Source organism: Staphylococcus sp. HMSC36A10 (assembly GCF_001838845.1).
Classification (GTDB): domain Bacteria; phylum Bacillota; class Bacilli; order Staphylococcales; family Staphylococcaceae; genus Staphylococcus; species Staphylococcus aureus.
In genome coordinates this window covers 27,132-39,748 of the sequence record NZ_KV839067.1, presented here as the reverse complement: position 1 = coordinate 39,748, position 12,617 = coordinate 27,132, and the positions used below count along the sequence as shown (strand labels likewise).

Annotated in this window: 9 protein-coding genes and 2 tRNA genes; all 11 read right to left on the bottom strand. The window is 34.8% G+C overall.

Annotated elements, in window-relative coordinates:
• Nucleotides 1-155 precede the first annotated feature (155 nt).
• Entirely contained in the window at nucleotides 156-956 is an 801-nt protein-coding gene (locus HMPREF3247_RS00750) for an MBL fold metallo-hydrolase (protein ID WP_000088649.1), read from the bottom strand.
• Nucleotides 957-1,344: 388 nt separating this feature from the next.
• A complete protein-coding gene (locus HMPREF3247_RS00745) occupies nucleotides 1,345-2,133 on the bottom strand; it encodes a two-component system regulatory protein YycI (protein WP_001104174.1) in 789 nt (262 codons plus the stop codon).
• A complete protein-coding gene (yycH, locus tag HMPREF3247_RS00740; RefSeq protein ID WP_001060141.1) occupies nucleotides 2,134-3,468 on the bottom strand; it encodes a two-component system activity regulator YycH in 1,335 nt (444 codons plus the stop codon).
• Nucleotides 3,461-5,287 carry a cell wall metabolism sensor histidine kinase WalK gene (walK, locus tag HMPREF3247_RS00735; RefSeq protein WP_000871607.1) on the bottom strand — a complete coding sequence of 609 codons (1,827 nt, stop codon included), beginning with the start codon at nucleotides 5,285-5,287 and terminating at the stop codon, nucleotides 3,461-3,463. Before walK ends, yycH begins: the two co-directional genes overlap by 8 nt.
• Before the next feature lie 12 nt (nucleotides 5,288-5,299).
• Nucleotides 5,300-6,001 carry a response regulator YycF gene (gene yycF, locus HMPREF3247_RS00730; protein ID WP_000101976.1) on the bottom strand — a complete coding sequence of 234 codons (702 nt, stop codon included), beginning with the start codon at nucleotides 5,999-6,001 and terminating at the stop codon, nucleotides 5,300-5,302.
• Nucleotides 6,002-6,622: 621 nt separating this feature from the next.
• Nucleotides 6,623-6,695: transfer RNA gene (locus HMPREF3247_RS00725), tRNA-Asp, on the bottom strand.
• 7 nt (nucleotides 6,696-6,702) lie between these two features.
• Nucleotides 6,703-6,777: transfer RNA gene (locus HMPREF3247_RS00720), tRNA-Glu, on the bottom strand.
• A gap of 429 nt (nucleotides 6,778-7,206) precedes the next feature.
• Complete coding sequence (locus HMPREF3247_RS00715) at nucleotides 7,207-8,490, bottom strand: adenylosuccinate synthase (protein WP_000095328.1); 1,284 nt, start codon at nucleotides 8,488-8,490, stop codon at nucleotides 7,207-7,209.
• A 277-nt stretch (nucleotides 8,491-8,767) separates the two neighbouring features.
• The gene (gene dnaB, locus HMPREF3247_RS00710) at nucleotides 8,768-10,168 is read right to left on the bottom strand and encodes a replicative DNA helicase (RefSeq protein ID WP_070866163.1); all 1,401 of its coding nucleotides are present in this window, start codon (nucleotides 10,166-10,168) and stop codon (nucleotides 8,768-8,770) included.
• Between the two features lie 31 nt (nucleotides 10,169-10,199).
• Nucleotides 10,200-10,646 (bottom strand): 50S ribosomal protein L9, encoded by a 447-nt coding sequence (gene rplI, locus HMPREF3247_RS00705; protein WP_000864303.1) that lies wholly within the window; start codon nucleotides 10,644-10,646, stop codon nucleotides 10,200-10,202.
• The gene (gdpP, locus tag HMPREF3247_RS00700) at nucleotides 10,643-12,610 is read right to left on the bottom strand and encodes a cyclic-di-AMP phosphodiesterase GdpP (RefSeq protein WP_001081633.1); all 1,968 of its coding nucleotides are present in this window, start codon (nucleotides 12,608-12,610) and stop codon (nucleotides 10,643-10,645) included. Before gdpP ends, rplI begins: the two co-directional genes overlap by 4 nt.
• Nucleotides 12,611-12,617 lie beyond the last annotated feature (7 nt).

The following is a 12,617-nucleotide window of genomic DNA, read 5'->3' as shown; positions in this document are numbered from 1 at the left end:
GTAAATTATTTATAAATTACATTTAATATCGAATTATTTTTTACATTTCAACTAGAACCTTAATCTCAACAACAGCCATTTCCAACCAACAACATAAAAAAGCACCCGATAAAGTCGTCTCACAGCAATGCGGAACTTTATCGGGTGACTCTCATTTATATTGTATATATTGGCGTTGGAATAGCTTTATCCGTATCACATAGCAATACTTCTTTTTCCGTATCAATATCGTGTTCGTTCAATACTTGACCAACACTCATACGCGCCAAATCTTTCATGTTATTATCTTGTGATAAATGCGATAGGTAAATACGTTTCGTGTTACCTGTAATCACGTCTGTCATTGCATGACCCGCATCCTCATTAGATACATGACCCATATCGCCTAAAATACGTTGTTTCGTCTTCCATGGATAACGACACATTCTCAACATATCGACGTCATGATTACTCTCAAAAATAAACGCATCGCTGCCACGTATCATACCTTTCATACGATCAGACACGTAACCCGTATCCGTTAAAATCGTAAACTTCTTATAGTTATTATGGAAAATATAAAATTGCGGATCTATTGCATCATGTGACACGTTAAACGATTCAACATCGAAACCTGCAATAGATTTTGTTTCATAAGGATTAAAAATGAATTTCTGATCCATAGGGATGCGACTATCTTTCTTTTCAATTGCCTGCCAAGTCTTTTCATTCGCATAAATTGGCAATTGATATTTACGCGCCAAAACACCTAATCCTTTAATATGATCAATATGTTCATGGGTTACTAAAATACCATTTAAATCTTGAATATTACGGTCAATTTGACTAAACAATTCTTCCATTTTCTTGCCAGTCAAACCAACATCAACTAATAGACTACCTTTTTCATTTTCTACAAAAGTGGCGTTACCTGTACTACCACTTGCTAATACACTCATGCGTATCAAGCGGCTCATCCTTTCTCTTTAAACAGTCAATCTCTCTATATGACTGCAATATACATCAGTGCAAATATACGATTTTCCCTACAGAAACTATCAGTATATTAGCTGTTTTGTATACCTTTCCTATTATGTAACTTTAGTTCATCGACCGGTTTCTTATATTTAAATTTTGATAATCACGTGCAATGAATTTCTTAATTATTATAACAATGATTAGACAAATACTAAAGTTTTTAAAATAGCAGTTACGTTAATTTTAAAATGCGGTTCTACTTAAAATATGAATAAATGCGCACATTAGAGACGCAGAAATGTCATCCATGAAAACCCATACCAGCAAAAAGCTAGCACCGCTTCTCACATATGATGAGCTTGCAATACTAGCTTATTACGATTCATATTAATGATTAATAATTTTAGGGTTATTATTTGTCGCTTCGACATAGTAAGTATTCGTTTTGTCCTTACCGTCATGCTTCACTTTAATTTCCCAGTTTGGTTGTAACAATTGAACATTCGTTTCGTTCACGACTGAGTAGTAACCGAGTCTAGCATTAATGACTTCATCACCTTTTTTCAAGTAACGATTATAATATAATGCCTCGATTGCTTTTCTCACTCCAATAACTTGATGCTTCTTATCTGCACCATCTGTGGGCTTAATGTCATCCATCATTGATTGTTTATAACTAGCCGCTTTGTTATCTTCTATATTAAAGTTCAACATCGCTTTACTATTATTCAAAATCGGGAAATTATCATACGTTTGTTCGTATTTTACAGAACCAGAACTAATCTCACTTAATTGATATTCTGAACCTTTGAACACACGTTTGTTAACATAATCCTTCAAATCTTTTAAGTTATTGTCACTGACCTTTACCGATTGACTAATGTTCGCATTTAATAATTTTCCACCATCTGATGTGGTCAAATCCGAATCGCCCTTAGCTTTAGAACTAAAGTCTTTCGAACGCCCCGTAATTTGCTCTAATTTTATGCCTTTAACAGATTTATTTAAAATACTGGCTGGCACCCTAATTTCTTCTTGCTGAAAATTAACTTCATTGTTACTCTCGACTTCATTAATGTGTGAGCGATTGACTTTATTAACATAAATCGATACTAACACGATGTTGACAAGAATAAACACGAAAATGAAAAGTGTCTTTGTCAGTTTCCAGTTCATTTATTCAAGCCTCCCATCGTTATAAACAAACCATTTTCCATCATATTCTACATACCAACGCGGTACGAGTTCACTGTTAATCTGCACTTCAATGTGATTATGATCTGAGTTATCCTGCATTTCGTAACCGATAGCGATGTTTGTTACTTTTTCAAAATTAATATCACTATTGTTCGCTAAGCTTGAACGTACAGACTCTAATTTCGGCAACGTTTTATTATCTTCACTGTTTAAAACAACGTCGGTGCGTAATAACGAACGACGATAATCAAAGACGCCTTTTTCACCCCAAGTGACTTGAATTTGATTAGAGCCTTCTTTATTAAACGTTGGATAACCGTTAAGGAAACGTTGATATGTTAACTCGCCTGACTGATTATTCGTACTAAACAATCTGAAGTCTTCGTTTAAGAAACCACCATGACCATTAATAAAATCAAAGGTTCCTGGAATCGTTTCTTCCATTTTGCTGGAACTTGCTTCATCTTCGGACAAGTTTTTATAATGGTATTTTTCATTTTTATCGTTATAGTTTGCGACACCTGTATTATTGTTGTAGGTTGTAACACCACTCTTTGAACTACGAACGATGGTTGAATCGTCAAATAGTATAGCATTCATTTTCTCAACACTAATCGTGTTAAATACCATGCGATATGTTTTTAACTTTTCAGGTTTACTTGGTGCAAAAACATGCGTCGTACGATCAATTGTATCTTTGTTTGTGATGATATCTGTGTATGGTTGCATATCTTTTTTCACTGCTGCTAATGCATCTAAAAAATGATCATTTTTCGTTGTAGTTGTTAATTTTACGTAATCGTGGCGATCTTTGCTTATAGCATAAAGCACGATATTATCATCAGCATCATGATCTATGACCAAACGATTGAAATTGAAATGATTTGGTACTTTCGCATTCATGTTCAGTACTTGACCAAGATATGTTGATAACGGTAAATCATACGTAAAATCGAATAATGTAAAATCACTGCTCAAATCAGGAATCATCAAGTTATGATCACGACGAACATGTTCCACGGACTTCACTTCTTTATTTTTTAAAGGTTTCGTCAGCTTATTCACATTAGAAACCGTCGCGATCGTACCTTCTGGATGATCATTTTTCGAATGAATAATCTGAAATGGCGTAATAGTTGTATCCATTTTGGCTGTCATAGGTGTCGTTAAAGGTTTCGTTTCACTCTTCTTACTATCTGTATTGTCGACATTTGCAATATCAGGAGAAAAGTTCCATACCATATATGTCAATACGACACTCATCAAGACAAGTAGCGCTAAAATGACAGATTTAATATGCTCCTTATTATTCATCCCAATCACCGTCTTCAATGACTTCACATGGAAGTGTGATAAAGATAGATGTACCTTGACCTTCTACACTGTTTGCCCAAATACGACCATTGTGCGCTTCCACAATCTCTTTCGAAATGGCTAGTCCTAATCCAGTACCACCCATTTTACGCGTACGTGCCTTATCTACACGATAGAATCGGTCGAATATCTTATCGACTTTATTGATAGGAATACCGATGCCATTATCTTTAATACGAATCGTCATTCGATTATAAAGTGGATTTTGTTTCACGTGGAACTCGACACGTTTATCGCCTCTAGAATATTTCATCGCATTTGTAATGACATTATCAAATACTTGCGTCATTTTATCAGGATCAAATTCTGTGAAAATCGTCTTTTTCGGAATATCTCGAATAAATGTTGTATCTTTCGCAGACATTTCATGTCGATTAATAATTTTATTAATGAACATGTTAAAGTCGATAATTTCTTTGTTGATTTGATCAGACTCATTATCCATTTTAGATAACTGTAGCAAGTCATTGACCAGTCGAATCATTCGTTCTGTTTCTTCACGGGTAACAGATAAAAATTGTGGCGCAAGTTCCTCATCTTTCCATGCACCTTCTTCAAGTGCTTCAATGTAACTATTCATAGAAGTTAAAGGTGTACGTAACTCATGTGATACATTGGCAACAAATTCACGACGCTCACGTTCAACTTGTTGTTGTTCAGTAACGTCATGTAACACAGCGATATAACCAGTTACAAATCCTGTTTCCTGCACAATCGTACTAAAGTTAACACGTGCGATTAGACCTTCTTCTTCATTTAAATCTAATAAAAAACTATCATTATTCTCTTGAATTTCTTCAAGTTTAAATTCATCTTCAAGACTTAATACACTTAACATGTAATATCCGATGATGTCTTCTTTCGCCATACCAAGCATCTTGAGTGCCATATCATTGACGATACGAATACGTCCACGGCGGTCTGTTGCAATAATACCATCACTCATATGGGTGATAACTGAGTCCAGTCTACGTTTCTCACTTTCAGTATTAGCCTGCGCTTCTTGTACACGTTTAGACAAGTTATTAAATGCTAAAGCTAATTCGCCAATTTCATCATTACCATAAATCTTCACACGTTGCGTATAGTTACCTCTGGACATTTCGACCGTCTGGTTACGCATATCGGTGATTGGTTTGGTAATCGTTCGCGCTATAAAGAATCCTAGGATGACTGTGATTAATAATGAAATAGCTGTACCAACAATGAATATTTGATTTATATTATTTAATTGGTTATAAACGTCATTAATTTTTGATTCGATATAAATATTACCAATTACCTTTTTATCGACTTTAACTGGGATATTATATACCCAGACACGGTCCTTACCACCGCCATAATCTTTTAAAATTAAATGATCGTTTGATTGTCCTAGTGATAGTGCTTTTTGGACAGAACTATCATTCGCTTTTTGATTGATTAGACTACGGTTAGACTGCTTCGTCGTCGCAATAATAATTTGGTCTTTATCTATAAAACGAATTTCTCCAATTTCTTGACGGTTGGCATACTCACTTAATAAATTTTGAATATCTTTTTGTGCATTTACGGAGCCCTTTTCGTCATATACTTTTTCAATACTAATTTCTAATTGTTTCGCGTACTGCGTAATATTCTTCTTAAAATTATCAAGCAGCTCTTTTTCAAGGTTATTTGTAAAATATAACCCGATAATTTGCATACCAATGATAATCAGTAATACATAAACAATTACAAGTTTAGTATGAAGGGATTGTAGTTGTTTTAGCCACTTCATTCGTTTCGACCTCTACTCATGTTGTTGGAGGAAATATCCAACGCCTCTACGCGTCACAATATATTCAGGATGTGACGGATCATCTTCAATCTTTTCACGTAAACGACGAATCGTTACATCGACCGTACGTACATCGCCAAAGTAATCATAGCCCCATACTGTTTGTAATAAATGTTCACGTGTCATTACTTGTCCCATATGTTTTGATAAATAATGGAACAATTCAAATTCACGATGTGTTAATTCAATATCTTCGCCACGTTTTTTAATAGAATATGCGTCTGGATAAATCACAATATCTTTAATTGTGATTTCATTCGTTACATTTCCAGTGTCTTGTGCTGGTTGTGAGTAATGACGACGTAAGTTCGCTTTCACACGTGCGATTAATTCACGCGTACTAAACGGTTTCGTTACATAGTCATCTGCACCTAGTTCTAAACCAAGCACTTTATCAATTTCTGAATCTTTAGCAGTAAGCATTATTATTGGCATTTCGTATTTTTTGCGCACTTCACGACATACTTCCATACCATCACGACCAGGTAACATGATATCTAGTAATACGATGTCTGGTTCTTCTTCATAAATTAAGTCGACTGCATCATTACCATCGTATGCACAGTACACATCGTATCCTTCTTTTTTTAAGTTAAATTCTAAAATATCAGCAATCGGTTTTTCATCATCAACTACAACAACTTTTCTAGCCATTTGCATAAACCTCTTTTCTTAAATCATTAATATTATTTTATCATTTTTTGTTCTTTATCGTTTATGTTTGTGTAAAAAATCACAGGATGTCGCTTACTATTTTTGTTATTGTGCGCATTTTCCGTCTTATAACGTATAGTAACCTATTATATAATTTACCATTTATAAGCTATTAATTCTATTTTCCAATATAAACTTATATATTAATATTTTTTATTAGTTTCTCACGGCGGATTGTGACAATGATATTTAACACAATGATGAGGTCTCTATTCCAATAATAAAATTAGGGTAATGGCAACTTCTAGTTGCACGTCATTGCTCAGAAAATAAATATCATTATTCGTTATTCGTTACTTTAACAATTGATGATGTTATGGAGGACTGGTGGCATATCACAACGAAGAAATATGTTGACAGTAGCATATGTTTGTACGTCTAATAAAGATTTTATTGTCTATGTTTATCTTTCATATCCAACCACTAAGTTACTTGAGGTTCATACATTATAAAGAAAATGGACGAACAGATAAATCAATATGATTATCATTCGTCCATATATCTTTTATTAATATAATATAAAACGCAAAAAATGCCTATCCTCTTGGATAGGCATTTGTACGGTCTCGACGGGAATCGAACCCGCGATCTCCTGCGTGACAGGCAGGCGTGTTAACCGCTACACTACGAGACCTAAAAAATGGTGACTCCTACGGGACTCGAACCCGTGTTACCGCCGTGAAAGGGCGGTGTCTTAACCGCTTGACCAAGGAGCCGTTCTTAAGCACAAGATAGATTATAGCACAGCCAATCTTGCCATGACAAGATATTTTTTACATAATTTTGCTATTATTTTTTGAAGAATGTTATAAGTGAAAAATTGCATTTTATTGGCAGTCCGTTTATTATAATAATTACGCTATTTTTGAAATTTTTCTATTTTAGATACTTTCATTTACACTTACGTCTACTCTATTTTAATAGCTATTTTCGACATCAGACTTCTTACATTCAAGTATTTCATCTTTATTTTCGTTAAATATCATCTAATCTTCTAAATTATGACTAGCAAATATCACCTTTATGTTAGTATTTTTTATCTAAATAATCGAATCGATACAGAAGCAAGCATAACAAAAGCCTCCTACCAATAAAGATAGAAGGCTCATGTATTTATAATCATTGTGTATGACTTATATAAAGTTCTACCACAATTCTTTTAATAGGTTTGTTTGTTCTCTATCTGGACCAACTGAGAAGATAGAAATTTGTACATTACATAATTCTGAAATACGCTCTAAATATTTACGTGCATTTTCAGGTAATTCTTCTAAAGTGCGCACACTTGTTACGTCTTCTGTCCAACCTGGTAACTCTTCAAAGATTGGTTTACAACGTTTTAATTGATCTAAGTTTGCTGGGTACTCAGTAATTTCTTTACCGTCTAATTCATAAGCTGTACAGATTTTCACTGTGTCTAGGCCTGTTAAAACATCGATTGAGTTAATAGATAAATCTGTAATACCACTTACACGACGAGAGTGACGTAATACAACTGAATCAAACCAACCTACACGACGTGGACGTCCTGTTGTTGTACCGTATTCACGACCAACCTCTCTAATATGATGTCCATCTTCATCGAATAATTCAGTAGGGAATGGACCATCACCAACACGTGATGTATAAGCTTTACATACACCAATTACCTTTGAAACGAATGTAGGACCTACACCTGTACCAACAGTAACGTTACCTGCAATTGGATTACTTGATGTAACGAATGGGTATGTACCATGGTCGATATCTAACATTACACCTTGCGCACCTTCGAAAAGTACCTTTTCATCTGCTACAAATGCATCGTCTAAGATTTTTGATGTGTCTGTTACAAATTCTTTTAAACGTTGACCTGCAGCATAGTATTCTTCAAAGATATCATCAAATGATGGACATGTTTCGTTAAACATACCTTTGAAATATGCTTGTTTATATTCAATATTTGATTTTAATAATCTTTCGAATGTTTCTTTTTCAAGTAAATCTGCCATACGAATACCGATACGTTGAACTTTGTCTACATATGCTGGACCGATACCTTTTTTAGTTGTACCAATCTTATTGTCACCGCGTAAACGTTCTTCATATTCATCTTGTGCTAAGTGATATGGTAAAATCACTTGTGCACGATTAGATATACGTAAATTACTTGTAGGAATGCCACGTTCATTTAATCCGTCTAATTCTTTCAATAGTGCAACTGGATCAACAACGACACCGTTACCGATTACCGCTAATTTGTCTTTGTAAAAGATACCAGATGGTACTAAATGTAATTTATATGTTTCTCCGCCAAATTGAATGGTATGGCCTGCATTATTACCACCTGAAAAACGCGCGATAACATCTGACTGTTCTGCCAAGAAATCCGTTATTTTTCCTTTTCCTTCGTCTCCCCATTGTGTCCCAACTACTACGATTGATGACATGTGAGCACCTCCAAGTTTTTCTCATTTAACCATTTGATATTCTACCAATATCGAGACCATAATGCAAATAAAAATCGAACATTGATTTTCAACCTTTTTAAAAGAAAAATCATTTTAACAAATCGTCTTCAACGTCCTAAAAACCCTTTAACAGAGGCGTTGACAGTACTAATTTATCACTTTCAATACACAAACTTAACATATATCAACCCGTTCAGAACAAAATAAAAACCGTACAATTTTATCATCGTAATGATTATTGTACGGGAAAACTTTTTTACATCATATCTGCATGTGCATAATCGATATCGGTAAATTTATTATATTGTTTCATAAAGTGTAACTTAACTGTGCCTGTTGGACCGTTACGTTGCTTAGCAATGATAATTTCAATTTCACCGTTTTCATCATTCGTTTGTAGCTCAAAACCACCATCATCGTCATCATCTTCATCGCCACCACGGTTATAATAATCATCACGGTATAAGAACGCAACGATATCAGCATCTTGCTCAATCGAACCAGATTCACGAATATCACTCATCATTGGACGTTTATCTTGTCGTTGTTCAACACCACGAGATAACTGACTTAATGCGATAACTGGACATTCTAATTCACGGGCTAATGCTTTTAATGTACGAGAGATTTCAGAAACTTCCTGTTGTCTGTTATCGGACGCACGTGAACCACTACCTTGAATCAACTGTAAGTAGTCAATCACAATCATGTCTAAGCCATGTTCTTGCTTTAATCGACGACATTTAGAACGTAAATCATTAATTCGAATACCCGGTGTATCATCAATAAAAATCTTCGTACGTGATAATTTACCTACCGCTATAGTAAAACGACTCCAATCTTCCTCAGTCATAGTACCCGTTCTTAAGCGGTTTGAGTCAACATTACCAGAACTACAAATCATACGTGTGGCTAACTGATCAGCACCCATCTCTAGTGAGAAAATACCAACTGTATACATATCTTCATGCGTTGCAACTTTTTGTGCAATATTAAGTGCGAACGCAGTCTTACCTACAGATGGACGCGCTGCAAGGATAATTAAATCATTTCGGTTGAACCCTGCTGTCATTTGGTCTAAATCTCGATATCCTGTAGGTATACCTGGTGTTTGACCACTATTTTGATCAAGCTCTTCAGCTGTTTCATACACTTGTCCTAAGACGTCTCGAATGTCTTTAAAGCCATCGCTTTCACGAGAAGATGATAGCTCTAAAATTCGACGTTCTGCATCACTTAAAATCGCATCTAGTTCAAGTTCATCATTATATCCATCATTGGCAATACTATCTGCAGTTTGAATCAATCTACGTTTTAATGCATGCTTAGAAACGATATCAGTATAATACTGAACATTTCGCGTCGTTGGTACATTTGTAGATAACTCTGCAAGATATTGCGGGCCACCCGCTTCATTCAACGTACCTTCCGTCGATAATTGATCCATCAATGTTACAACATCAATTTCTTTATTATCTTCATTTAAGTGCATCATTGCACGGAAAATATGTTGATGGGCACCCCTATAAAACGACTCAGGAAGCAAAACTTCCTGAGTAGTATTAATCAATTCTGGATCTATAATAATTGAACCTAAGACAGACTGTTCAGCTTCATTGTTATGTGGCATTTGATTTTGCTCATACATTCTATCCATGAATGGTTACACCTCTTATTTCAATCCAACTTTATTGTTCAACTGTGTGTACGCGAATTTTACCTTCAACTTCTTTATCTAATTTAACAGGTACATTCGTATATCCTAGGGAATGAATTCCATTTGGTAAATCCATTTTACGTTTATCAATTTTAATATCATGTTGTGCTTTTAGTGCTTCGGCAATTTGTTTTGTACTTACTGACCCAAACAATTTACCACCTTCACCAGTTTTTGCTGATACTTCAACTTCAATGTTTGATAACGTTTCTTTTAATGCTTTAGCATCTTCAATTTCTTGTTGGCGTTCTTGTTTTGCACGTTTTTTCTGTAACTCTAATTGTTTAAGGTTACCTGGTGTCGCTTCTACAGCATAATTCTTTTTCAATAAGAAGTTATTTGCATAACCTACTGGTACTTCTTTAACTTCACCTTTTTTACCTTTACCTTTAACATCTTGTGTAAAAATTACTTTCATGCATCTTCACTCCTACTTAATTGTTCTGTAATTGCTTGTTGTAATTGTGCTATCGCCTCTTCGACTGTCACACCTTTAAGTTGTGTTGCAGCATTGGTTAAATGTCCACCGCCACCAAGTGCTTCCATTGTTAACTGGACATTTACTGAACCGAGTGAACGCGCAGATATACCAATCAGATTATCTTCACGTCTCGCAACAACATATGATGCTTCAATACCTTCTAAACTTAACAGTTCATCTGCTGCTTGTGCAACTGTTACTGGATGATAAATTTTATCGTCTGAACCATGCGCAATGGCTATGCCATTATCTTCAACTTTTACAGTTCGAATTAATTCAGATCGATTAATGTAAGTATCCACATCATCTTTTAAGAAATGTTGCGTTAAAATCGTATCTGCACCATGTGCACGTAAATAACTCGCTGCATCGAATGTTCTTGATCCTGTTCGTAATGTAAAGTTTCTTGTATCTACAATAATACCTGCATACATCACTGTTGATTCAAGACGTGTTAAACGTTGTTCTGTTGGTTGATATTCCAGTAACTCTGTTACCAATTCAGCTGTCGAACTTGCGTATGGTTCCATATATATCAACAATGGATTAGAGATGAAGCTTTCACCACGTCTATGATGATCGATAACAACTTTACGGTTTGCTTTATTTAAGACATTTTCATCTAAAACCAGTTCCGGTTTATGCGTATCAACAATCACTACGGTTGTCTTAGATGTCATCATATCCCAAGCATCATCTGATGTTATAAATCGTTCTCTTAACTCTGGCTTTTTATCAATTTCGTTCATCACGCGTCGTAATGTTGGATCAATGTCAGTCTCATTTAATACGATGTATGCTTCTAAATTATTCATCATTGCAAATCTAGACACACCGATTGCTGCACCAATTGCATCTAAGTCAGGACGTTTATGTCCCATGATAATGACTTTGTCACCCTCTGCAAGGATATCTTTTAACGCATGTGAGATCACACGTGCTCTTACACGAGTACGTTTCTCCATCGGGTCAGTCTTACCGCCATAGAAGCGCACATTACCATTAATACTTTTAATTGCAACTTGGTCGCCACCGCGTCCTAATGCTAAGTCTAGGCCTGATTGTGATAATTCACCTAAATCGATTAAATTTTCAGTACCTTCACCAACACCAATACTTAATGTTAATTGGGCACGATAACCAACACTTTTTTCACGTAATTGACTCAAGATATCAAATTTAGATTCTTCTAAGTCAGCTAATATTTTTTGATTTAAATAGGCTACGAATTGATCGGAACTATACCTTTTAAAGAATATATTATACTCAGTTGCCCATCGACTAATAACACGCGTTACCATTGAATTGATTTCCGAACGCTGCGTATCATTCATATTTTGAGTAATCTCATCGTAGTTATCTAAAAATAATGTCGCAATGATTGGTTTAGAATTTTCAAATAGTTCATTTGTTTGTACTTGTTCAGTTATATCAAAGAAATAGAGGCAGTGATCATTCTCAGAATAACGTACTTGGAAATGATACTGATTATATTCTATTTCAACGGATTTCACTCTATCTAATTGCTTTAAAATATTTGGAAATACTTCATTTACAGATTCAGAAATGACATTTGCTTCCATATGATCTATCATAAATTGGTTAACCCATTCGATGTGATCATTTTCATCTAAAACAATGATACCAATTGGTAAATGTTTGATTGCTTTATTATTTGTTGTTGAAATTTGAGCACTCAAACCATCTACATAACTATCCATTTTCATTAAAGCTTGTCTGAATAAAATGATGCTAACAATAATCATCACGACAAGAACGATAGATGCAATTAATGCTATAAGACTATTAAAGATAAACCATACACCCATTAAAACAATTGCTGTGATGATCATGATGACAAATGGTATTAGTAAAGCTTTCTTAGTGGACTGCCGATTCATTATTCCA

Coding starts and splice junctions, on each gene's coding strand:
- HMPREF3247_RS00750 (WP_000088649.1), bottom strand. CDS start 956: ATGAGCCGCTTGATACGCATGAGTGTATTAGCAAGTGGTAGTACAGGT.
- HMPREF3247_RS00745 (WP_001104174.1), bottom strand. CDS start 2,133: ATGAACTGGAAACTGACAAAGACACTTTTCATTTTCGTGTTTATTCTT.
- yycH (WP_001060141.1), bottom strand. CDS start 3,468: ATGAATAATAAGGAGCATATTAAATCTGTCATTTTAGCGCTACTTGTC.
- walK (WP_000871607.1), bottom strand. CDS start 5,287: ATGAAGTGGCTAAAACAACTACAATCCCTTCATACTAAACTTGTAATT.
- yycF (WP_000101976.1), bottom strand. CDS start 6,001: ATGGCTAGAAAAGTTGTTGTAGTTGATGATGAAAAACCGATTGCTGAT.
- HMPREF3247_RS00715 (WP_000095328.1), bottom strand. CDS start 8,490: ATGTCATCAATCGTAGTAGTTGGGACACAATGGGGAGACGAAGGAAAA.
- dnaB (WP_070866163.1), bottom strand. CDS start 10,168: ATGGATAGAATGTATGAGCAAAATCAAATGCCACATAACAATGAAGCT.
- rplI (WP_000864303.1), bottom strand. CDS start 10,646: ATGAAAGTAATTTTTACACAAGATGTTAAAGGTAAAGGTAAAAAAGGT.
- gdpP (WP_001081633.1), bottom strand. CDS start 12,610: ATGAATCGGCAGTCCACTAAGAAAGCTTTACTAATACCATTTGTCATC.